Origin of the sequence: Mycolicibacter sinensis (genome assembly GCF_001667945.1) — a bacterium.
GTDB lineage: Bacteria > Actinomycetota > Actinomycetes > Mycobacteriales > Mycobacteriaceae > Mycobacterium > Mycobacterium sinense_B.
Map to the genome: position 1 here is coordinate 1 of NZ_LZJK01000038.1, position 20,184 is coordinate 20,184.

General features: G+C 65.0%; 24 protein-coding genes and 2 pseudogenes. 13 read left to right on the forward strand and 13 right to left on the reverse strand.

Annotated elements, in window-relative coordinates; genetic code table 11:
- Positions 1 to 64: 64 nt before the first annotated feature.
- A pseudogene (gene mobF / locus A5694_RS04115) lies at positions 65 to 682 on the reverse strand (MobF family relaxase); the annotation flags it as partial.
- Positions 683 to 935: 253 nt separating this feature from the next.
- Between mobF (A5694_RS04115) and A5694_RS24900 the strand changes: the two are divergent.
- Together A5694_RS24900 and A5694_RS04120 are read left to right on the forward strand one after the other, a co-directional pair.
- Entirely contained in the window at positions 936 to 1,058 is a 123-nt protein-coding gene (locus A5694_RS24900) for a hypothetical protein (RefSeq protein ID WP_267887736.1), read from the forward strand.
- Positions 1,059 to 1,476: 418 nt separating this feature from the next.
- Positions 1,477 to 1,689, forward strand: coding sequence for a hypothetical protein (locus tag A5694_RS04120; protein WP_064920581.1), 213 nt, complete (start codon positions 1,477 to 1,479; stop codon positions 1,687 to 1,689).
- Positions 1,690 to 2,918: 1,229 nt separating this feature from the next.
- Here the strand turns inward: A5694_RS04120 and A5694_RS04125 are convergent.
- From A5694_RS04125 to A5694_RS04130, 3 genes are all read right to left on the reverse strand, one after another.
- Complete coding sequence (locus A5694_RS04125) at positions 2,919 to 3,113, reverse strand: hypothetical protein (RefSeq protein ID WP_064920599.1); 195 nt, start codon at positions 3,111 to 3,113, stop codon at positions 2,919 to 2,921.
- Positions 3,114 to 3,194: 81 nt separating this feature from the next.
- Positions 3,195 to 3,353 carry a hypothetical protein gene (locus tag A5694_RS23915; RefSeq protein ID WP_165605186.1) on the reverse strand — a complete coding sequence of 53 codons (159 nt, stop codon included), beginning with the start codon at positions 3,351 to 3,353 and terminating at the stop codon, positions 3,195 to 3,197.
- A gap of 85 nt (positions 3,354 to 3,438) precedes the next feature.
- On the reverse strand, positions 3,439 to 3,717 hold the full coding sequence (locus A5694_RS04130; RefSeq protein WP_082952497.1) for a hypothetical protein: 279 nt from the start codon (positions 3,715 to 3,717) through the stop codon (positions 3,439 to 3,441).
- Positions 3,718 to 3,816: 99 nt separating this feature from the next.
- Between A5694_RS04130 and A5694_RS04135 the strand changes: the two genes are divergently transcribed.
- Positions 3,817 to 4,575: a hypothetical protein gene (locus tag A5694_RS04135; protein ID WP_131809502.1), complete on the forward strand. Its 759-nt coding sequence runs from the start codon at positions 3,817 to 3,819 to the stop codon at positions 4,573 to 4,575.
- A gap of 744 nt (positions 4,576 to 5,319) precedes the next feature.
- A pseudogene (locus tag A5694_RS23920) lies at positions 5,320 to 5,460 on the forward strand (antitoxin); the annotation flags it as partial.
- Positions 5,461 to 5,565: 105 nt separating this feature from the next.
- Here the strand turns inward: A5694_RS23920 and A5694_RS04140 are convergent.
- Positions 5,566 to 5,910, reverse strand: a complete 345-nt coding sequence (locus A5694_RS04140) for a hypothetical protein (RefSeq protein ID WP_064920583.1) — start codon at positions 5,908 to 5,910, stop codon at positions 5,566 to 5,568.
- Positions 5,911 to 6,494: 584 nt separating this feature from the next.
- Here A5694_RS04140 and A5694_RS04145 point away from each other — a divergent pair.
- Complete coding sequence (locus A5694_RS04145) at positions 6,495 to 7,838, forward strand: hypothetical protein (protein WP_131809503.1); 1,344 nt, start codon at positions 6,495 to 6,497, stop codon at positions 7,836 to 7,838.
- A complete protein-coding gene (locus tag A5694_RS04150; RefSeq protein WP_064920585.1) occupies positions 7,838 to 8,503 on the forward strand; it encodes a hypothetical protein in 666 nt (221 codons plus the stop codon). The genes A5694_RS04145 and A5694_RS04150 overlap by 1 nt, the downstream gene beginning before the upstream one ends.
- A gap of 226 nt (positions 8,504 to 8,729) precedes the next feature.
- Here A5694_RS04150 and A5694_RS04155 read toward each other — a convergent pair whose 3' ends face one another.
- The 3 genes from A5694_RS04155 to A5694_RS04165 form a co-directional block, all read right to left on the reverse strand.
- Positions 8,730 to 8,996: a hypothetical protein gene (locus A5694_RS04155; RefSeq protein WP_131809505.1), complete on the reverse strand. Its 267-nt coding sequence runs from the start codon at positions 8,994 to 8,996 to the stop codon at positions 8,730 to 8,732.
- A gap of 145 nt (positions 8,997 to 9,141) precedes the next feature.
- On the reverse strand, positions 9,142 to 9,861 hold the full coding sequence (locus tag A5694_RS04160; RefSeq protein ID WP_064920587.1) for a ParA family protein: 720 nt from the start codon (positions 9,859 to 9,861) through the stop codon (positions 9,142 to 9,144).
- 110 nt (positions 9,862 to 9,971) lie between these two features.
- Positions 9,972 to 10,268, reverse strand: a complete 297-nt coding sequence (locus A5694_RS04165) for a hypothetical protein (protein WP_064920588.1) — start codon at positions 10,266 to 10,268, stop codon at positions 9,972 to 9,974.
- A gap of 267 nt (positions 10,269 to 10,535) precedes the next feature.
- Between A5694_RS04165 and A5694_RS04170 the strand changes: the two genes are divergently transcribed.
- Complete coding sequence (locus A5694_RS04170; protein WP_064920589.1) at positions 10,536 to 10,859, forward strand: hypothetical protein; 324 nt, start codon at positions 10,536 to 10,538, stop codon at positions 10,857 to 10,859.
- Entirely contained in the window at positions 10,856 to 11,422 is a 567-nt protein-coding gene (locus A5694_RS04175) for a recombinase family protein (RefSeq protein WP_064920590.1), read from the forward strand. The genes A5694_RS04170 and A5694_RS04175 overlap by 4 nt, the downstream gene beginning before the upstream one ends.
- A 17-nt stretch (positions 11,423 to 11,439) precedes the next feature.
- Here A5694_RS04175 and A5694_RS22375 read toward each other — a convergent pair whose 3' ends face one another.
- Both A5694_RS22375 and A5694_RS04180 read right to left on the reverse strand, forming a co-directional pair.
- Complete coding sequence (locus tag A5694_RS22375) at positions 11,440 to 11,673, reverse strand: DUF2188 domain-containing protein (protein ID WP_082952499.1); 234 nt, start codon at positions 11,671 to 11,673, stop codon at positions 11,440 to 11,442.
- 101 nt (positions 11,674 to 11,774) lie between these two features.
- On the reverse strand, positions 11,775 to 12,923 hold the full coding sequence (locus A5694_RS04180; RefSeq protein ID WP_064920591.1) for a hypothetical protein: 1,149 nt from the start codon (positions 12,921 to 12,923) through the stop codon (positions 11,775 to 11,777).
- Positions 12,924 to 13,006: 83 nt separating this feature from the next.
- Here A5694_RS04180 and A5694_RS04185 point away from each other — a divergent pair, with 83 nt between their 5' ends.
- Together A5694_RS04185 and A5694_RS04190 are read left to right on the forward strand one after the other, a co-directional pair.
- Positions 13,007 to 13,348 (forward strand): antitoxin Xre/MbcA/ParS toxin-binding domain-containing protein, encoded by a 342-nt coding sequence (locus A5694_RS04185; protein ID WP_064920592.1) that lies wholly within the window; start codon positions 13,007 to 13,009, stop codon positions 13,346 to 13,348.
- Positions 13,345 to 13,905, forward strand: coding sequence for an RES domain-containing protein (locus A5694_RS04190; protein ID WP_064920593.1), 561 nt, complete (start codon positions 13,345 to 13,347; stop codon positions 13,903 to 13,905). The genes A5694_RS04185 and A5694_RS04190 overlap by 4 nt, the downstream gene beginning before the upstream one ends.
- 21 nt (positions 13,906 to 13,926) lie before the next feature.
- Here the strand turns inward: A5694_RS04190 and A5694_RS04195 are convergent, their stop codons facing one another.
- On the reverse strand, positions 13,927 to 14,262 hold the full coding sequence (locus A5694_RS04195) for a hypothetical protein (RefSeq protein WP_131809507.1): 336 nt from the start codon (positions 14,260 to 14,262) through the stop codon (positions 13,927 to 13,929).
- A 145-nt stretch (positions 14,263 to 14,407) separates the two neighbouring features.
- Here A5694_RS04195 and A5694_RS24465 point away from each other — a divergent pair, with 145 nt between their 5' ends.
- Entirely contained in the window at positions 14,408 to 14,896 is a 489-nt protein-coding gene (locus A5694_RS24465) for a hypothetical protein (protein WP_234787899.1), read from the forward strand.
- A gap of 38 nt (positions 14,897 to 14,934) precedes the next feature.
- Here A5694_RS24465 and A5694_RS23600 read toward each other — a convergent pair whose 3' ends face one another.
- Positions 14,935 to 15,336 carry a hypothetical protein gene (locus A5694_RS23600; RefSeq protein WP_131809509.1) on the reverse strand — a complete coding sequence of 134 codons (402 nt, stop codon included), beginning with the start codon at positions 15,334 to 15,336 and terminating at the stop codon, positions 14,935 to 14,937.
- Between the two features lie 1,068 nt (positions 15,337 to 16,404).
- On the opposite strand from A5694_RS23600, the gene A5694_RS22380 reads away from it, so the two are divergent.
- Positions 16,405 to 17,361 (forward strand): hypothetical protein, encoded by a 957-nt coding sequence (locus tag A5694_RS22380; RefSeq protein WP_082952498.1) that lies wholly within the window; start codon positions 16,405 to 16,407, stop codon positions 17,359 to 17,361.
- Positions 17,358 to 17,900, forward strand: a complete 543-nt coding sequence (locus A5694_RS04210) for a hypothetical protein (RefSeq protein ID WP_064920597.1) — start codon at positions 17,358 to 17,360, stop codon at positions 17,898 to 17,900. The genes A5694_RS22380 and A5694_RS04210 overlap by 4 nt, the downstream gene beginning before the upstream one ends.
- On the opposite strand, the gene mobF (A5694_RS04215) is transcribed toward A5694_RS04210, so the two are convergent.
- The coding region (mobF, locus tag A5694_RS04215; protein ID WP_064920598.1) for a MobF family relaxase at positions 17,897 to 20,184 on the reverse strand (2,288 nt) is incomplete at its 5' end. The genes A5694_RS04210 and mobF (A5694_RS04215) overlap by 4 nt on opposite strands.

Consider the following 20,184-nt stretch of genomic DNA (forward strand, 5'->3'; position numbering starts at 1 on the left):
TCTCAATGAGAAGGTGGTCGCCGAGGCCCACATGCGGGCCGTCAAGGCGGCCCTGGACTACCTACACCAGCACGCCGTCGGCGCGGGCCTGCCGGTTGGGCAGGATGACGTGGGTGTGCAGGTGCGGATCGCCGCACCGTGATGTCTCGTGCTGGTAGGCGATGGCGGTCAATCCCGGCAGCCGCTGCAAGTCCTTGTTGCCGGTCAGCGGGTTGTGGACTCGGGTGTAGCCGGCGTGCTGATGTAGGTAGTCCAGGGCCGCCTTGACGGCCCGCATGTGGGCCTCGGCGACCACCTTCTCATTGAGATCGGTGCTCAGCGCCCGCACCAACGAAACGCTTTTGGGTGCAGCGAACGTCAGGTCGAAACCGTGCACTGACCCGGTGGTAAATGCCCGCCCAGTCGCCCCATTCGGGGCGATACCGTCGTCCAGCCAGGCCGACACCTGGTCACCGTCAGCAAACCCGCCAGCGACTTGGGCGTCAGTCAACCCGGCCAGCTCAGCAACCTGCGACGCATCGCCGGTGACGATCCAGGTCGGCACCCGCGTGTCGCCCTCGGTGTAGTACTCACCGAGCCCACCACCGGCGGCCTGCCGGTCCATCGCGGCCTGCTTGGCCTCGCTCGCGGTCTTCTCGTAATAGGCGATGCTCGAGCGCGAGAGGCGAGAAAGCGTCAACACGAGCGACCACCTCCTGACCCGGCCGATCCGTTCACCCGCTGGGGACGGGACGGTTGTGGACGCGCCCCGCGCGGCCGCAACCAGTCTTGCACAACTTGTGCCAATGTGCCGATGTGTTTAGGTGAGTGGGATGGGAAGCGGTCAGGTGTGGTGGTGGGCGTGTGAGAATGAGGGAGCGAAGGTGGCGGGGCAGGCAGGGTGCTGATGGTGGGGTGGGGGAAGTGACGTGGAGATGGGTGTGGAGGTGAGGTTGATGGAGGCGTTGGTGCAGCGCGGCGGCGACGTGTCAGAACGGGTGCTGTCCTGGCTTGTCGACGGCACGATGCCATCGCCAGCACGTGCCGACATCGTCTGGATCAAGCCGATATGCGAGTAGTGGAGCACGGTGGGCTCCTAGACCAGGAGTGCTCCTGCTGGCAAACCGACACATCGGACTCCGTCCACGTTCGACCATCCGGCTCCCGAGAAACGGTTTTGACGAAATGTGGCGTTAGTGTTGGCCAAATCGCTGGGGGTGGAGTCAGGATCGGCATATGCCTAAGACATCCACCTACGACGCGCGGCGGAGCATCTGTAGACCCTGTGTCGAATCGAAATGTCGGCGTGTCGGTTGAGTCCTATTGCACGTGTCCTACTCGGCCCTCAATATGAGATCCACGTGGCCTGGCGTGCCGGATAGTCCGGCACAAAAGGAAACTGACCGCCCGAGATGTCACGCCCGGCATGGCGTGCGGTGGCGGTCAGCTCCACGGTCCCAGTTGCGTCGAAACAACATTTGAGAGGAACCCGCGTTCATGGTAGAGCCGAACAACCCGAGTGAAAAGCCCCGTCATTTCGCGCCGACGCTACAGGTCGCCATCGCGATGGCCTGTGGTCTGTTGGTCGCTGAGACCGTCGATTGGGTCACCGCTGTGCATGTCCTGCTGGCGGTGCTGAGCGTGTTCACGAGCATCAATCGAGCGGCAACGGCGAACAGGCGATGTGCCCACTGCGGCCATCGCCAGTGAGCCGTGGTCGGGCGGTGTCTCGCTGAAGCGGCTGTGCCGATAGGCGGACCGCTGCCGTGCGAGCGCCAGGGCTTCGACTGCTGCTGCATGGCCAGGTCCCGTCAAGGCCGCTTTCCCGCGCTTTCGGCCAGCGGCATAGTCACGCCATGCGTCGGCGGCAGCTGCCGCTCGGCGGTCCTGGTCGGTGCCGGCGGCGTAGCCGCCGTCGTTGGGGGCTGTTGGTGGTGACCAATCGACCCGTTTGAGCCGTGATGCCAAGAATGCTCCAGGCCGCTGTATGCGATCGGGCCAGGTCCAGCCGGTAATGCGCATGTCGGCGTTGAGGGCGGTGGTGATTTGGCGCGCTGTCCAGACCTGTGGGTCGATGCCGGCGGCACTGACGGCGTCGCAGATCGCCCCGGCGTGACCGTGGGATAGCCCGTGGCAGGCGTTGATGAGCTGAGCCGCGAGCCGCTGTAGCGGCAGCGGCCGTGGGCCGCGCCGCGGACGGCGGTTCTTCGGTTGATGGTTCTCTGTACGGGCGCGCTGATGCGCGCTTGGTGAGTGAGTCCCTACGGGACTTGAAGTACTAACTACCCCGCTTCGCGGTAGGTCGGGAAACTCCACAGCTGTGCGGGACGGGATCAGGTGGTAGATCGACGGCCGCCGACCGCACCCGGGGGTGGTCGGCGAACCGTGGCCACGCTGGGCCTCCAGTGCCCAGCCGGCGGCGCGCAGTACGCGCCAGGCCACAGTCACAGTGTCGGGTCCACAGCCGGCTACAGCGCCGATCGTGGCGCGGGTCGCCGCACAGTGGCGCCCGGTGGCGTGATCGGCGTGCTCGGCCATTGCGGTTGCGATCGCGACGAGCGTTGGGGCTGCAATCGACACGCGCTCGCTGTGACACACCTGCGCTAGCTGCGGTGTGGCCGCCCATGCCTGTACATCGTCGAGCCACGCCTGGCGGCTGCGCCACACCGGTACACGAGCCGCGCACGAGCCCGCGCGGGTGACCCAGTCGCGGCGGCGATGTTGCTTATCGGCAACGCGCAGGTCAACGCGGATATTAGAAACACAGTGGTCACGGGTTTGCGCGTCTACTCGAATCTGATGCAGATATGCGCTACCGTGAGACGAGTCCACCAAGACACGTCCCTTTCGAGGGGCACCGAAGCCCTCGGCTGGCCGGCCGGGGGTTTCGTCGTTTATTGAGCTGTCACATCTTCCCGATCAGGTATCGGGCGGTGGGTTCACATCGCCAGCGGCAGGGCCTCCGGTATGTCGCGTACTAGGTCGGTGCGGCCGACTGCGGCCGCAATCAGGTCAGCCGCTACCTGGCTTACCGACGAACCGCGTTCTGCGGCTAGCTGGCGCAGATCGGCGTAGACCTCCGCGTGCACCCGCGTCTTAATCTGCTCTCGCGGGCCCTTGTGTGGTTGAGCCATGACGCCCATCATGGCGGCAGTACCAGGTACAGCGACCATGACACGCCGCGGCTTCGTGATGTTTTTGTGACCGCGCTCGTCTCACTTGCGCAGCAGTGCGTTGTAGGGAAATTGACCGCGGACGATTTGCCGCGCAGCCGCTTGGGCTTTGGTGTCCGCTGGATTGCCAAGGAGTCGGTTGATGACGTCGAAGGCCATGTGGAGGACTACCTGTTGAACATCGGAATCATCGACAGACATACGCACCCCTACATATCAACTTCGTATGTTTCGAAGTTACAGAGTTAATGCGGACCTTGCAAGCCCGGGTTGCTCGTTGACGGCCTCAGAGCCCGAGGGCGGTCCGCAGGTCGGCCTCGGTGGCGCCGGCGAGCTCCGCTTCCCGGCTTAGCAGGAGGTCGATGGCCACTCGGATGAGCGTGTTTTCGGTGATGCGGTCGCCGCGACCCTGCCGTTGCCGGTTGAGGCTGCGGCTCAATTCGCTCAGTGAGCTGTACTGATCCGGGCGGAGCCGCGTCTCTTTCCGCTCAAGCCGGTCGTACCGGACCCATTGCCCGGGGGTGAAACCGTCCGCGGACAGGGGTTTGTCGTCGCTCCTCGACATGTTCGCCTGACTGTGAGTTTGTTAGTTCGTAAGTTGAGCCTAATGCGGGGGTCTCCGTGTGGGTCGATTCGGTAGGTATCCGCGGCTACGGTTGGGCGGATGGAGCCTGCTTCAGTGTTTGCAGCGGCAAGGCTGTTTGGTGGCGGCGTGAAGCGGGTTCGTCGGGCTGTTGTTCCCGACGATGGTGTCCGGATAGCGGTTCGGGAGTTCTCACCGACGCATTCGGTGTTCGTTCCCAATGTGTGCGATGTTCAGGCCTGCCGGCCGCCGTCACCAGACGCGTTCGCTCAAAACACACGGGCCGCTGTGCGCTGGGCGCAGCGGAGGAAAGCGGCCCCGATTGGTCCGGGCGTGTTTCTCGTAGTGGTCCAGGTGAAGGACGGCGTGTCGGTGGTGATCGACAACATTGACGTGCGGGCAACGGCTACACAGTTCGTGCCGGGTATCGCACTCACACAAGCCCTGGCTGGGCCGATCGACGTGCTTTCCCTCGAAATCGACTTGAACGTTGGTCGAGTTTGGTGCATCGATGCGAACGAAACGCGAATCGCCCCAATTATTTTCAGTGTTTCGAGCAACGATCCGTTGGTCATGCGAGTATCGGGAGGGTCATCCGGCGCAGCCGTGCTCTGGCACCTCGAGTTCTCCATGATTGTGAATGGTCGTGCAGTCAAGCGGCGTGTCCCAGAAGATGATGATTGGATTACCGTCCCGCATGACTACGTGGGTATTCAGCGCACATACGAGGTTTCCGCCGGCTCTTGGGTTTCCAGTGAGCTCGCCGAGGCTGACCGTGCCTACGCGGCGGATGAGACACTCAGCGGCGTTGAGCTGCGCCGCCGCTACGGCCTGTCTTGAGCCACCGCCGCGGTGCGTGGCCGCGGCCTGGGTCCTCTGGATATTCACCCCTTGGTGGGGTGAGGATCTTCGTATGCCCAAGCATCATCCGTATTCGGGGGCCGCACCGGCGGCTCGGCGTCAGGTCGAAAGTCGGCTTGTCCCCGTGTCATCTATTGCGCCGTGTCTCTGGTCGGCTTCAAGATGGGGTCCGTGCCTGTCGGTTGGGCACAAAAGGAAACTGACCGACCCGAATATCACGCCGTGCATGGCGTGCGGTGTCGGTCAGCTCCACGGTCCCGATTGCTGGAAACAAGGAAGGAACCTCGTGCATATCTTAAAGCCGAACCCACCGGAGCAGAACCCCCGTCGTCTGGCTGCGTCACCGTCGCTGCAAGTGGCTATCGCGATGGCCTGTGCTCTCGTCGTCGCCCAGGCCGTTGACTGGGCGACCGCGACGCATGTCTTGCTGGGGGTGTTGACGTTGTTCACGAGCGTGAATCGTGCAGCGGCACTGCCGAATCGGCGGTGTTCCCACTGCGGTCATCGTCAATGATCCGTCGCTATCGCGGTCGGTCTTAGCTGCCCCTTCCTCGTACTGGCCGCTTTTGTGCGTTCCGGTGGTGGGAGTCAAGGGTCGGCCTGTGGTCGACCGCGTAGCGGCCGTGGCCCTTGACGCCCACCACCGGAACGTCGCCACAATGTGCAGGCCAGGAAGGGGCGTCGTGACGTAATAACGGTTATACGTTCTAGTTATAAGCAATGGAGCAGGTCCACGACGAGATTCTTGACGCCGCCTACGCGGCGGCCGTTGAGGATAATCCGAACTACCCGTATGAATCCGAGGCCGAACGCGACGCTGCCCGGCGGCGGCGCAATGCGCGCCAACAGGCGGTCGCGGAGTGACGCCGCTGCGCGGCCAGGTCTTATCACGCGGCCCGAAAGACGCACCCCAGCGCGGCCGCAAGACACTTCAGCATCTGCGAAACAAGGGCCTCTGCCGACCGACAGTCAGTCGTTGGCGCCATCCACGAACGCTGCCGCGGCCGCCATCACCCTGCGGAATTCACCATCGCGGATGGCCTCGTACGGGGGTACCTCGTCAAGACGCGGGTTGGCCCCGATGAACCATGCGCGGGCGACGGCATCGCCTTCTGAACCGGCAACGGCGACCCATGCGCGGTGGGCGACCTGTAGGCGTTGAAGGGCCTCAGGTCGCGGAGTAGGACCACCGCCGGTGGCCCACTTGTGGGGAAGCTTACGGTCCCGGACACCGGCCAGGACCGCGACCAGAGTCGGGTCTAAATGCTGGACCAGCTGGCGGACCAGCTCCGCCGACGCCAGGCGCACCGTCATGGTAGGCAAAGCTACCGGCCCACTGGGCGCGACGCCGCCGGTCACGAAAGCGTCACGGGAAACCGGCGTGTCGGCCCGGGTTTCAGAAAAGGCTGGGAAAGTACGTTGCGGCGTAATGACGGTGACTCGCTGTTGTCGCGTCGCCGGCACCTATCAGGTCCACCACTATGTGCAGGCAAGGAGGCGACGGCCCCGCTGGACCCGTAATAGGTCATCAGTGCGCGTGGACGCTCTCTCGCAACGGTGAGATTGGTTCGGCACACACTCGTGGTTCGGCTTTTGTCGGTTACTGCTGAGATAATGGCTGGTCGAGGTGCATTACCCCTGATAGATGTGATGTCGGTCATAGTTGGTCGTTTTCGTCGTTGGTGGCGGCCTGTGTGTAGGGGCTCCTGCATGGAGCAGGCCGATGCAACGAGGAGGACCGCCTGATGGAAGAGGGCCACGCCGTTGGCGATGAGACTGAGTGTGAGCCGGTGAATTCACCACCCCGCCGTGAGGCCTTGCGGTCGCCGGCCGCGTTGCCGGGGATGAGTTCGGTGGCCGATCAGTTGATCGGGAGAGCCGGGGCTGCGGGGGCGGGGATGAAGTTCGATTTCTTGGTCGGCTCCCCCGCGCTGCGCTCGGTCATGGATGCGGCGACGACCTCAGCTAGCGAGACAGTGTCAAGCATCTCGAAGTTGATTGGCGGCGACCGCTTGACGCAGGTGGGGGCTGCTGATGCAGCGTTCAAGCTGACGGACTTGTGGGCCACCCAGCCGGGTCGGGCGTGGGGCGAGCTACACGGCGGTCCGGGGTTGGGTGCGAAGTTGGCGGCCGAGGCGTCGGCCCGAGCAAGGGAGGCTATAAGCAACCTGGGTATCGGTGCGCCGGGCCTGGGCTCGCACATCGCCGGGTCAGCGACCCCGGCGTGGAAGGCCCTGCAGCCGCCGTTGTCGGATCTGGCGAAATCTTTCCTGCCTGCCGGTCCGCAGTCCTCGGTGGTGTCGGCCTTAACCGCCGGTCTCTCCGGGAAAGGGCTGGCTGACCTGCATCTCGGTTCGTTCGCCGGGCTGGATGTCGGTTCACTGCCGCGGTTTTCCTTGACCGATCACCTGCAGAACGGCAAAGTGCCGGGGTTTTCCAACGATGAGTGGCCGTCGTGGTCGAAGCGGTTGGGCACCAGCGTGTTTGATGGAGTGACCTCGGCCGTGCATTCGCAGGGGTTGTCGTCGTGGATGCAGACCACGCACCGGGCCGCAATGGATGCCCTGTGGCGGGCCCCGGAACAGTCGATCGCCACGATGCTGCAGTCCTTCTCAGTGCTGGCTGATCATGGGGTTGCCTGGGGTTGGCAGGGACTTCGGACGGCGCTACGGGCCCGGCGTGCGGTGCTCTGCGGCGACGTCGCCGCGGTGGTGCGCTTCTTGAAAGAGGTCTTGGGGTTCAAGTGGACCCCGGCGACCTTGGTCGACGCGGCGTCGGCGGTGCTTCTGGAGGAGGCAGCCTGGCTACCAGGGGAATTAGAAGTCGATGAGGACGTGTGCCCTCGGATTCGACAGCTGACGATCCGGGAGCACCGGAACTTTCGACTGATAGGCGAGACCGAGTTGTGTGGCCGGTCGGTGGAGTCGCTGGACCGGAAAGTGAAGCTCTCCCAGGATGAGTCCAGCGGGGTCTCGCTCGTTGATGTGGTGCCGGCGCCTCCCCTGCCGGCGGGTGTGGATGACATCAGCGATCCCCGGCTGGTGTGGCTCATTAGCAGGCTGACGGAACGGGAGCGCAAAATCCTCCGGATGAAGGCTCAAGAGGGCCGTACCTGGGCGGATGCGGCGGTGTCGTGCGGTGAGGCCCCTAAGGCGGGCGAAGATCTTCGTCGGAAGGTCAAGCGGCTGGGCAGGACCGCCGAGGGCACGGTGTCGGTGGTGTCCACCAGGGCGGTCAGCTGATGGCTTACCGGCCGCCCGCGCATCCAGTTCTGGACCGCGCGTATGCCAACACCGCCGGCGCGGTGGCCTACCTCGATGAGACATTTGATGATGGACAACACGGCAGGAGCCGGTTCTACGTGTTCACCGCGGTGGTGGTGGAGCGGGCCGAAATGCCGCTGCTACGTCAGGAACTCCGCGACATCGCCGGCGGGACGTTCTGGCACACCACCGACGAGCTGCGCACCGAGGAGGGCCGCAAGAAGGCCTCCTCGATGCTCAACTTCCTTGGCGAGGGTAACGAGATCTGCGTGATTGCGCATCACTCCCGCATCGACGACGACGACCACGACCTGGAAGAAGCGCGGCGGGCCTGCCTGCGGGGTCTGGCGTCATCATTGTCGATCGGGGCCGCCCCGCTACGCGGGTCGATCGACCTGATGGTGCTCGAAGAGCGCAACCCGAGAAACCGCAGCAATCTCGACCGCAAGAACATCTCGGCGATGAGAGCAGAAGGCCTGGTGCACCGGTCCATGCAGGCGGTGCTGACCTCCCCGAAGTACGAGCACCTGTTGTGGTTGCCGGACTTGGTGTCTTCGGCTTATCGCGGGACGCTTACCCGGGCCGACAATTCGCTGTTCTCGCTGATCCAACAGCGGGTGCACATCATCGATCCGATGCCCTAAGTCGCCACCTCGGACACGCACCTGGCCCCAGAAATAGAGCAACCCCTGGGGGCCGTAGCTATCACCAGGGGCCAGACCAGCTGTCAGGACGAATCCCGAGGGCCGATACCTTGCTCGCAGTTAGGTTAACACCTATTTAGGTCGGAATCATCCCCGATTGCAGGGTCGGCGCTCACATCTATGCCGCTACGCGGTTACAGCATTACGGCATTACGGCGCTGTAACGCTAGGCACGTTTACGGCCGGGCCCGGTGTGACCTGCGACATTGCGTTGAAGTTCGGCGACGACCTCGCCTGGCGTCAGTTGGCCGGCCAAGCGGTTGAGAGCCAGGCGCACGACGGCACTGCGGGTGGCGTCCACGCGTGGCCTGGTGGTCCGTGCCGCGGCGCGGACCGTTTCGAGGTAGGTGTCGGTGGACTCGTCGAGATAAATCGAAACCTTGGCCAGCTCGCTGCCGCCGGCCGCCGGCATTGGGGCAGGTCCGGTGGTCACAGCCTCTTGTGAGGGGGGCGGCGGCGCGGGTGGTGACGGCTCGGGCATTGGGACAGGTGTTTGACGAGGCTGGTGCCGCGGCGGTGGCAGGGTACGGCGCGAGGTAGTGGCCTTGGTGCGCATCGCGGTAAGCGAGTCCAGCCCGTCAGCCATCGACGTATCCCTTCACGAAGGTTGCCAGGTTGCCGAGAGCGTCGGCGACACGTTGCAGAGATTTGGCTGGCGGGTTTTCGGCGGTGATCGCGATGCGCTTCTTCCGGGTCCCGACATGCAGGGCTGTCGGGATCGGTGGGGCCACCTGCACAGGGGTGTTCTCGATGATCTGGCGAAGCCGCTGGATTTCTGCGGCCGGCGGCGTAGTGGGCACGAAGTTGGGCACGATGACCAGTGGGTAGTCCGCGATTTCGTTGACCAGCTCGGCGGTGGCATCGAGTTCAGCGGTGCGTAGAGCGGTGGGCGCCAGCACGATGTTGGCCACGGCCAGGGCGCCGTGGGCGGCCGGACTGGCACCTGGGTGGGTATCCACGATGATCCAGTCTGTGTCCCACTCCTGAGCCCACTTAGTGAGGGCGTCGGCCATGGTGGTGGCATCAGGCTGACGGTCGTAGAGATCGGGATGCCCGGGGATCAGCGCCGGCTTCTTGAATCCGCGCAAGGGCCGTGGTGCCGTCATGCCTGGTTCCAGCGCATCGAGCAGCCGAGCGCGAGGGTGATCTTGGGGGCGGTATCCCCACTTCGCGGTCACCCCCCCACCGTCGTGTTCAAGGTCGACGAGCACAGCGCCCAGCAGAGCTGCCAGCTCGTACGCGATGAAGGACTTGCCGACACCCCCTTTTCGAGAGTGGCACACGGCGATTGCAGTCATTCAAGCACCATAACACTTGAACGCCGTAACGCTAGAGCATTAAAACATTAGAGCGTTGGAGTGTTATAGCTCCATATAAATGGATAAGTGCAGCTCACGCATAGAGCCGGTCATCGTCGGCGCAGGGTCAGTGCGATGACCAGGGCGCTGGCGATTCCCACGATCGGTGCAGTGAGTGGCGCTATCAGCACAATGAGGACTGCGGCGCCGGCGACGACGACCGCAGCTCCGTCCCACCTGTCCCACCGTTGGCGGGGCCGTAGCGCCAGTGCGACAGCGAGCGTGTTGGCGATGCTCACCAGTGGAGCCCATACCGCCGGCGCAAGCATCGTGGCGATGAGGGCGATGGTGGCGATACCAGCCGCAACTGCGCCGCGGGCATCCCATGTGAACTTTTTCTCTCTCATACCGATTACCGCTCGAAGCGAATCGGATTACAGGGCTCGTTGCGTTCGCCCTGGTCAGGCACCTATAGGGAAGTGAAAATTGGTACAGCGTTATAGCGCTATAACTATTCGAGCTGCGTTCCGCGCCAATCCGAGCGGAACAGACTCCACGCGCGTCTCATTAACGATCGTTACTGGGACCGTGGTGCGATGCGTCGCCGACCTGCGCGTTGGCGGTCCCGTAATCGTGTCCCAATTATGTCGGTGGGGTAGGGCAGCATCAGAGACATGGGTGACGTGATGAGCAATCTGTTCCGCCGGCCGACCGATGAGGACCGTGCACGCCGGGCGGCGGACTTGCTGCACCGTGCGGGCCTGGCGCGTACCTACGGCTGGGATGAGTACCGGTCTGTGTGGTCAACCGGCGAGGTGGCGGCCGTGGCTGCGCTACTGGGGCGGGGTGACGTTCTCGCTGGCATCGGTGAGACGTTGGAATCGACCTGGGCGCGGTGGGCGTGCGACCTGTGGGGCCTCGACGACGGCCAGGCCGACATCGCCGCTGGCTGTCCAGCGACCCGTGAATGGTTCGCTGCCGTCCAGGGCCAGCTGTGAGCCTGCTTGGGTACGCGCGGGTGTCGACTGCCGAGCAGAGCACGCAGGCTCAGGTCGATGCGCTCAACGCCGCGGGCGCAGAAAGGGTTTTCGCCGACACCGCGTCTGGGCTGCGGGCCGACCGGCCGGCTCTGGCAGAACTTCTCGCCGCGGCCCAGGAGGGCGACACCGTGGTGGTTGCGCGCCTCGACCGGCTCGGCCGGTCGTTGCCTGAGCTACTGCGCCTCGTCGAGGACCTGACGGGCCGTGGTGTGGCCCTGCGGTCGCTGGGGGAGCAGATCGACACCAGCACCGCCGCCGGCCGACTCGTCCTACACGTGTTCGGTGCGCTGGCCGAGTTCGAGCGCGCTGTGATGCGGGAGCGCACGGTGGCTGGACTGGCAGCGGCCCGGGCACGCGGCCGGGTCGGTGGCCGCCGTCCCGTGTTGAAGGGCGCGCGGCTGGCACACGCCCAGCAGTTACGTGCTCAAGGCTTCCCGGTCTGGGAGATAGCTCAGCTGCTCGGGGTCGGGCGGTCAACCGTCTACCGGACGCTCGGTGAGAATCCTGCAGCGGCCAGTTGATGGTCTGTTCCGGGGGTTCAGCCCTTTGACGGGTAGGGGTCTTTTTTCCCGACTGTGTCAGTGTTCCGAATCCGGTTGTTGTCCTTGCGGTGGTCTCGAACCTCGCCGCCGCCGCTGCGTTCCGCAAAGCCCCGGGCGGCGTCGTGCGCCTCAGCCTGGGTGCCGTAGCGCCCAGCAGCTCGCCCTGCCCCCGCACGTTTGGCGCCCCAGTCACCTGAATCTTTGTCGTACTGGACGTCGTAGTCAGCCACGATGCTGCTCTCCTTGTCGGCGGGTCGGTTGTTTGAAAACTTACCCTCGCAGTACGACACGGACACGGACCTAAGCCACGGCCTATCGCCCTTCGGGCCGCTCAAGAAGCCCGCTGCTGTTCGTGTTCGATCTCGTCGATGAGGCTGCGTAGAGTGCGCGTGCCGAGTTTGTGTACGTCGTCGCTGAGGTAGTGCTCGTTGACGCGTTCACGCAATGCGATGGCCTCGTTGAGGCGGTCAATTTCCATCGCCCCGCGCCACGGCGCGGGCCGACGAAGCATCTCGGCCACCTCGCTGGCCCGGGAGTGCAGGTAGTGCGCCCGGCGGTCGTCAAGGGGCCCTGTCACGCTGTTGCGGCATGCTCCAATACGACACCCGACGCGAGTGCGAATATCGGTGTGGCTCAACAGCTGTCGTGCCGACTTGGCCGACACGGTGGCCCCGAGTCGGGGCAGATAGATACCGCCGGCGGCACCACCGCTTTGCTCCTTGTCGGGGTCGGGGGCCTTGCGGTAGCGGGCCATCGTTTGAGCGTGATTGACCTTTTCAAGCATTCCCAGACCGACTGAGTAGGCGTCGGCGTGGCCCATGGCCAGAGCGGCGCGCCCGATGTTGCCCGACAGCCCCAGCGTGACGGTGATGTCGTACTCGCGGAACTGGTCGAGAACCCCGAAGGCGGCGCGGATCTTGCGGATACCTTCATCGTCACCGCCGAAGGGGGAGAAGCGGATCTCGACGTTGCTGATCCCTGCGCCGGCGTACTCGGCGGCGAGATCGATGCCGAGGCGGCTCACAGCGGTGGTCGAGACTGTGAGCACGGCCCGTGTGGGCTTGTCGCTGACGGCCAGCCGGGTGCGTTCGGCGAGATCGACGTTGAGGCGCGCGGTGCGCTCATCGGTGACGTAGAAGTGCGGCGCGGTGACGTGTGTGACCAGCGGAGGGTGCTTCTCAACCGTCAGGCCGACCAGGGCGGCGCGGGCCGCCTGGTCAGCGGAAAGGGTGTTTATCTCGTAGGGCTGACCGGTCCACAGCGGGAACTTATCGAGGCCAAAACCGTCGTTGGCCAGCCGCTCGGCTGCGGGTTCCCAATAGACGTGCAGGCCCGCGTCGACGGCGGCTGCAGCCGCAGCCGCTTGGTGGCGCGCAGCCTTAGTGTCGAGGGTGATGGCGGCGGCGCCGGCATGTTCGCGAGACAAGAAGTCTTCGACCGGCTTGTGGTCGTTGGGTCCGAGCCGAAACTGAACGCCCATTGAAACTTCCTCTCGCCTGCCGGCATCACTTCGTGTCAGAATACATGACATAATGACTGACAAAAGGAAGACAGGCAGACATTATGGGAGTTAATGCGCTCGCCTCGACCGTGTCGAGTGCGATCGAACACTTGGGATTGACCTACGAGGAGGTCGGCGGCATCGTCGATGCGTCGGCCCGCTCGGTGGCGCGCTGGACGGCGGGTCAGGTCGTCCCGCAACGCCTCAACAAGCAACGATTGATCGAGCTGGCCTACGTCGCAGAGGCGCTGACTGAAGTCCTTCCCCGCGACCAAGCCAACATGTGGATGTTTTCGCCGAACCGACTACTCGCACACAGCAAGCCCGCCGACCTGGTACGCGATGGGGAGTATCAGCGCGTCTTAGCCCTCATCGACGCCATGGCCGAAGGAATCTTCGTGTGAGCGATGCGCTCGACGAAGGGCTGGTGCAGCGCATCGATGCGCGTGGCACCATCCAATGGTCGGGAACGTGTGCTCGATACACCACAGCTCACCGTGATCCCTTGTCAGGGGAGGGGGCACGCAGATTCGGTGGCAGGTGGAACCCGCCCTTGCTGTTCTCGGCGATCTACCTGGCCGATTCCGCGCAAGCCTGCATGGTTGAGGTGGAACGCGCCGCACAGGCGGCATCCACGACCCCAGAGAAGCTGCTCGAAGCGCGCTACCGGCTACACACCATCGACGCCGCCGACCTGGCCGTCCTGGATCTCACCACCGCTGACGCCCGCGAAGCGGTGGGGTTGGAAGACGACGACATCTACGGAGATGATTGGTCAGCCTGCCAAGCAGTGGGCCATGCTGCGTGGTTTCTGCACGTGCAGGGCGTCCTGGTGCCGGCGGCCGGCGGAGTCGGCCTGGTGATCACCGCCTACGAACAACGAACCCGCCCCGGCCAGCTCCACGTCAGTCACAGCGAGGATCTGACACCCACCCGCTACCGAGAACTACGGAACCCGTGACCAGACAACGCTGTCTGATCACTACCGCCATAGGTCGATGTGGCCACCGTCGTTTCTCTCGATGAGGACAGCACCGCCCCGACTAGCGTGGAAGAGTTCAGCAATCGAGGTCCGCGCCGGTTCGGCCTGCCGGGCCTGGTTGTCCCGGACGATTTTGACGCACCTCTTCCAAATGTTGATCTCGCTGCCTGCGATGAGATGCACCTGACGGTTGCCGATCTGGAGCGCGCGGGCATGGCCGCCGAAGATCTCGATGATCCTCAAGTGATGCGGCGTGCGTGGGAGTGAAAGCGACTGGATGAACGTCGGCGGCGGATCGATCCCCGTCGTGAATGTGTGAATATCTGGGTTTGCCAAGCTGATCCGGATATTCGGGCCTTGAAAAGTAGCGCGTGGGTGTGTCGGTTGGGTGCCCTACGCTGGAGAAATGGACCCTCGCGGTGTTGCACACGTTTGGCCACCACCAGTTCAGCAACAGTTGAGCCGACCGCGGTTTTCGTGGATGGCTGTGGTGGCGCTGATTACCGCGATTGCTGCTCTGGTGGTGGGGAGTGCCGCTTTGGCGACGCGTTCGGCCGTGGCGCGAGAGGCCGCGCAGCCTTCCAGTACGCCGGCGGCAAGCGATACGACCCAAGCGGACCGCGCACTATGCACCGCAATCGGACCATTGCTCGCCAGTGAGAACGAAATAAACAATGGTTACGTCGATATGGGCGATTCCGGTACGCCTGCCCGCGACGCTGCCACTCCGAAGTACATCACCGATACCCTCGACTGGATCAGACAGGTGCAGCCGATTCTTGATCAGCACCAGGACGCCGATCCATTTTTGCGCCGCAGCCTCCAGCGGTTCATCGACGACAAGCATCTGATCGTGCTGGACCTGGAGCCAGGTCCTCTCCCGCTATCCCTACGCACGTTATTTTCCGACAGTGTCGGTGCATACAGCAGCCCACTGCACGGCTGCGCGCGGCTCGGGGTCACGTGGTAGCGGTATCGGCGCCGGCGGGGATGCCGTGCCGCCAATGGTCAGCAGTAATTGTCGGGGGAGTGTGGCCCCACACTGACCCTGCGAGCTTCCAGTCGGCGTCTGAGGCGCAGCGCAGCAAGGGGGTCGAATTGTTGGGCTGCGCTGATCAGATCCGTTCGGTCGCAGCGCAGGTCGCCGGTGAGCAGTCCGGCGACGCGATCACCGGCTTCTGCGATGCGTGCCACCGATCCGCGGCCACGTGCACACGCCAGGCCGATGCGTATTTCGGGATGTCGCGGGTGTCTGAGGCGGTTGGTGGGCTGCTGGCGGGGCTTCGGGAGGACCTGGAGGATCTCGACGCGCGTGCGCACGCTGAGATCGACGAGATCATGCAGGCCATGTTCTCGGGATCGCTGAATCCGGTGCTGGCCCAACAGCGGATCGCGGCGGTCGTCGCCCAAGCACGTCGTGATGCGGCAGCGCTGTCCACGAAGGCCACAGCCGCTATTAGCGCGCAAGATGACAGCTCGTACCTCGGGGACGACGCTACAGGCCCCCGTGCCGCCGGCAGCGAAAGCCTGAGCGCACCGCCTGAGAAATGTGCACCGGACTCAGCCAATGGCATGTCGGCTGGCTGGCGGCGAGGCCCAGCACCAAAAGATGCGCCGCGCGATAGCGACAGCACGAAAGGTGGACCCTGGCGGCGCGAGCACAACGGCGGGGAGGACAAGAGTTCGGGATCAAAAGGAACCGACTCGGGTGATTCCAGCCAGAGTGACATCGCGGGTACAGGTAATCGGCGTCCCGGTGAAGTGCCTGCGAGCCACAAGGAGCATGACGGCGCCGCTAGGACCCCATCAGCATTGTCGCCGCCAATGAGCGTGCCCAGCCTCGGGTCTGGCGACGGCGGTACGCCGTCGTCGTCGTCGATGCCCTCGGCGGCTTCGGCTGGCTTGGGTAGCGGTGGGCTCAATATGCCGTTGACACCAGCGGCGAGTACGCCGGCGGGGCTTGGCGGTGGCGGTCTGCCATCGCAAGGGCTGAGCTCTCCGGGCCTGGGCGGTAGTGGACTATCGGGTGGAGGCGGGCCGGGTCCGGTGGCGTCGTCGTCGGACTTCTCGCGCGGATTGAGCGCGGGTCTCGGGGGGCCGGCCGCGCCGTTCGCTCCGCCGGTGTCTCCGCCATCGTCGACCGCGGCCGGCAGTGCTGGGCCGGGGGGCGGGCTGTCGTCGGCACCTCCGCCGGTGGCTGCTGCCGCGGGCGGCACGTCAGCGGGTGGGCAGCCCGCAGCGATGGGCTTGATGAGTTCTGGTTCAGCAGTGGGTGCCAGCGGCGTGCCGGCCGGGCCGGCGGGGCCGTTGCCGCCGTTCGGGTCGGATGTGCCTCGCACCGCAGCGTCGGCGCCCGTGGCGCCGGCTACAGGACCGCCGGCTGTGTCCGCCTCACCAGGCTCCAGCTCGTCAGGTGGCACGGGTGGTGTCTCGCTCCCACCCGGTGTTGTCGGATCGGGTGTTGGCGCATCAGCTGGTGTGGCCAACGAGGCGGTGCGGTCCTCCGAGCCTGATCCATTGCTGGTGAGGGCATCTGAGCTGGTCGATCAGCTGCTGCGCGCCTCCGCGGTCCATGGGCTGTTTCTGGATTGGTGCGTCGGTGTGTTTCTCACCCGGTCGGGCGCGGAGACGGTGATCACGAGTAGCGAGGGCGCTGGATTCATTCCGCGCGGCGTGTTTGTGCCGCGTTCTGCGCGGATGCTGTTCAGCGAGCCGGGCCTACCCGGCGGGTTCCGGTCGCGGTGGTTTAGCTGGGCCAATCCGGCAGAGACGATGCTGGCGTTCGCTGAGTGGGCGGCCGAAGGCAGCGGGGTCGATTTGTGGGCGCTGGCGGTCTCGACGGAGTACGGCGGCTCTGCAGCACCAGCCCGGTCGGCCGGTGTTGCGCATTTCGAGGAATGCTCTACGAAGCCATCCCCGAGTGGTGCCGTTGAGCCGATGCATCTCGACGAAGGACATATTCACCGGCTGGAGACCATCGACCGGGGTGAATACGCGCGGCTGACCGGATTCGGTCGAGACGGCCGCATGCCAGATCGTTCCGAAGCATGGATGACCACCGTCGCCGCCGCGCAGACGGCACTGGGCCGGGCCGGGATGGTGCCCGATCTTGCGGTGCCACCAATCATCCGGGAGGTGTTGGAGCTGCTGAGCAGTGGTGTGCAAGTACCGGCCGGCCGGTGGCAGACACTACGAGCGGAGGCCGTGCAGTTGATGAGCACGGGATCGGGACTGCGGCCGGGCTGGCTGCCGGGGGACACCACTGCCGCTTCCCCGTATGTGCGGGCCTGCCACGATGTGGCGCGGCTGGCAGAGCTCCTGCTGCTCTGGGACCTCGACAACGATGCAGACGGTCCGGATATCAAGCACCCGGAAATCGCTTATCTAGCAAGGCAAATAGATGACTCGGCGGTAGGCCAGCAGGAACGCGAATGAGTGTTAGGGAACAGCTGGAACAGCTGGAGGCTGCGGCTGAGCAGACGATTGCCGCGGCCGCGGCCGCGGTGTTGTGGGCTGGTGAGGACAGCCAAGGGGTGCTGCGTCACGTCGCTGGCCTGGCTGCGGCGCAGATGGCCGCAGATCGCCACGCTTATACGTCCATTGTTGAGCTTGGGCGCGCGGCTGCGCCCACGTACGCCGGCGCCGCGGAGTTCGCCGAGTCATTTCGGCTCGGACACGCAGCGTCACCGTTCTTGGAGCTATCCGTGCTGCCCGAAGGCGCCGCTCCGCAGTGGTCCGCACGTGTGGCGTCGGCACTGAGCGATGCGCTGGCCGACCGGGATGGGGACATGTACATCGATGATCGTGGTTGCAGCGTGCCGCACCCAGATTCGGCAGTTCGAGCGGTGCACGGTTCGGTGCGCGTTTACGCCCTGTTGTTGTGCAAGTTGTGGGGTTGCGACCCGTTGCCGTTCAACCAGATTGAGCACCTTACTCACGTTGTGTCTTACACGGCCCTACCACGACGGTTTTAGAGTTCTAGCCCGTATCCTTCGTCGCGGCCGCGGTTACGGTTTCGTGTACGGTTGGTGATGCTGTCGCTGATGGCCCGGGCGAGGGCTTCCTGGCGGTCCTGGCGGCGTGCGTCGTCGGCTTTGTGTTTCTGCCATTCGGCGGCGCGGGCTTGCCGCCGTTCGTCGTTGCGCGTGAGCAGCTCGGCGACCATGTCGGGGAGTGCGTCGCGTTGGGAGCGTTCGGCTTCGGCGTGCATGGTCTGGGCCCGGTCGCCCTTGGCGGTCAGGATTGTGTGAAGGGCCGCGGCGGCTTCGTGTTTGGTGCCGCGCCATATCTCGTGTTCATCGGCTTCGTTAGCCACGGCCGGGTATATCGCAACGTGGTTTTCATCGCGGGCTCGGGTCATCCCGACGTAGGCCAGGGCGCGGCTGGCGCGGTCAGACATGATCGTCCAGCACACACCGGCTCGGTCGCGGCCTCCGACGGTCATGCCTTGGGCGGAGTGAACGGTGGTGGCGTAGCCGAGGGTGATGTGCTCCTTGAGGTAGTCGCCCTCGAAGATGACACGGGCATTATCGGTGAGGCGCTCGGCCGCGATCTGTCCCTTCGCGGGGTCGGTCATGGCGACTCGCCAGCGGTTGCCGTTGCGGACCTGGTCGATGCGGTCGCCCCGCCCATGTTCGGCGCCGGGGGTGACTGTGATGCTCGGGTCGTTGTTGCGGCTGATGATGATGTCACCGACTCGGACGTCTTGGTCACGGGCTACACGCACACCTGGTGTGGTGTTGTCGGTGTAGGTGCCGTGCAGGCGTCGGTTGATGGCGTCGGCGATTTCCCAGCGGTCGCAGATGATCGCGGCATCTTTGCCCTCTGCGCGAGCCGTGATGTAGGCGGTGGTGGCATCTTGGGCCATCGCCACCTGATCGCCTGTGTGCAGGCGGCCCTGATTGCGGTACCACCCGATCGCCTTGCGAAGTCGATTACCGCGCCCGGAGCGCACTACGAGCGATGCGTCACGTTCGGCAGGATCGCGCATGCGCCATACCTCAGAGAGGCGTTGCGCCCAGGGCAGGTCTGCGCAGAGTTGCTCGAACATTCCGCCGCGGGCTTTGACCGGCGCGAGTTGATAGGCGTCGCCGACGAGCACGATCTTGGCCCGCGCAGCGGTGGTGGCTTGAAGAAGCTTCGCCAGCTTTGGCGTGCCGACCATGGCGGCTTCGTCGACGACGACCACGGTGTTCCGATCGAGGCGGAGCTGATCGTCGCCGATGAGGTTGAGCGCTTTGTCCACGGTCAGGCCGCGGTCGCCGGCCTGCTCACGCATGGCCTCGTCCACCGCCCGGCCGGTCGGCGCCACCACCAAAACCTTCTTGCCGCCGCGGTGCGCGCCCGCACGAAGTGCTTTGAGGGAGTGGGTCTTGCCGGCGCCGGCCGGCGCTTGCAGTGGCTGCACGAGGTAGGGCGAGGACGCGATATTGCCGACGGCCCGCGCTTGGTCGGCGGAGAGGTCTCCGAGGTCGTCGCGGCGCACGTCGATACGGGTCCGCGTGTCTTGCTCGTCGATCATCTCGAAGATGCGTTCTTCCTCGCGGATGATCGCGTCCACGGTGAAGTGCTCGTGGCCTTCGCGGTGGTGGCGTTCGCGCTGCGCGGAGACGCGGATAGCGACGGTGTCGACGATCTTTTCGATGAGCTCGCGCGGGCTGCCGGGCGCGTCGTAGGGCAGTAGCGCGCCGACCAGCTCCACCAGGTCGGCGCGGGTAAACGCGGCTTTGTCGATGCGCGCGACCATCTGCGCCAGGCGCGGGCGCACCATCAGATCACGTGATGCGCCGCGGTTGGCGCGGCGCGCTTCGGTGTGCGCGGCGCGGTCGATCTCCAACCCGCGCGCGTCGGCGCGCCACTGCTCTTTGAGGTCGGCCCACGCGAGCGATTCGGGTTTCCGCGGCCGCGTCGCCTTTTGCGCGGCTTGCAGCTGCGCCGCGGTGGGCTCCCCATCGACAACGACGAGGTTCTCGCGCGCCCATTCCCGCAGCCGCGTCGACCGCTGCGACCATGCCTTGATGCAGGCCTTGGTGATGCCCGCGATTTCGGCCATGCCGGAGTGCTCACCAACCGTGGTGAACTCGAAACCCCGCTCGGCGTGCAGTTCGTGACGCAGTACAGATTGGTAGACAATGCCGGCGGCCTTGGCCTCGTGATGCAGCGATTTGGAGTCGATCGACACCAGCACGCCGTCGGCGCGGGCCTGCCGGTTGGGCAGGATGACGTGGGTGTGCAGGTGCGGATCGCCGCACCGTGATG

Bases quoted from the DNA above. Each gene is read 5' to 3' on its own strand.
- A5694_RS04180 (WP_064920591.1), bottom strand. From the start codon at position 12,923: ATGGGCGTTCAGTTTCGGCTCGGACCCAACGACCACAAGCCGGTCGAA.
- A5694_RS04135 (WP_131809502.1), top strand. From the start codon at position 3,817: ATGGAGCCTGCTTCAGTGTTTGCAGCGGCAAGGCTGTTTGGTGGCGGC.
- A5694_RS24465 (WP_234787899.1), top strand. From the start codon at position 14,408: ATGGCTGTGGTGGCGCTGATTACCGCGATTGCTGCTCTGGTGGTGGGG.
- A5694_RS04130 (WP_082952497.1), bottom strand. From the start codon at position 3,717: ATGTCGAGGAGCGACGACAAACCCCTGTCCGCGGACGGTTTCACCCCC.
- A5694_RS04150 (WP_064920585.1), top strand. From the start codon at position 7,838: ATGGCTTACCGGCCGCCCGCGCATCCAGTTCTGGACCGCGCGTATGCC.
- A5694_RS04210 (WP_064920597.1), top strand. From the start codon at position 17,358: ATGAGTGTTAGGGAACAGCTGGAACAGCTGGAGGCTGCGGCTGAGCAG.
- A5694_RS04185 (WP_064920592.1), top strand. From the start codon at position 13,007: ATGGGAGTTAATGCGCTCGCCTCGACCGTGTCGAGTGCGATCGAACAC.
- A5694_RS04165 (WP_064920588.1), bottom strand. From the start codon at position 10,268: ATGAGAGAGAAAAAGTTCACATGGGATGCCCGCGGCGCAGTTGCGGCT.
- A5694_RS04125 (WP_064920599.1), bottom strand. From the start codon at position 3,113: ATGGCTCAACCACACAAGGGCCCGCGAGAGCAGATTAAGACGCGGGTG.
- A5694_RS04140 (WP_064920583.1), bottom strand. From the start codon at position 5,910: ATGACGGTGCGCCTGGCGTCGGCGGAGCTGGTCCGCCAGCTGGTCCAG.
- A5694_RS24900 (WP_267887736.1), top strand. From the start codon at position 936: ATGGAGGCGTTGGTGCAGCGCGGCGGCGACGTGTCAGAACGGGTGCTG.
- A5694_RS04120 (WP_064920581.1), top strand. From the start codon at position 1,477: ATGGTAGAGCCGAACAACCCGAGTGAAAAGCCCCGTCATTTCGCGCCG.
- A5694_RS04160 (WP_064920587.1), bottom strand. From the start codon at position 9,861: ATGACTGCAATCGCCGTGTGCCACTCTCGAAAAGGGGGTGTCGGCAAG.
- A5694_RS04145 (WP_131809503.1), top strand. From the start codon at position 6,495: ATGAAGTTCGATTTCTTGGTCGGCTCCCCCGCGCTGCGCTCGGTCATG.
- A5694_RS04170 (WP_064920589.1), top strand. From the start codon at position 10,536: ATGGGTGACGTGATGAGCAATCTGTTCCGCCGGCCGACCGATGAGGAC.
- A5694_RS23915 (WP_165605186.1), bottom strand. From the start codon at position 3,353: ATGTCTGTCGATGATTCCGATGTTCAACAGGTAGTCCTCCACATGGCC.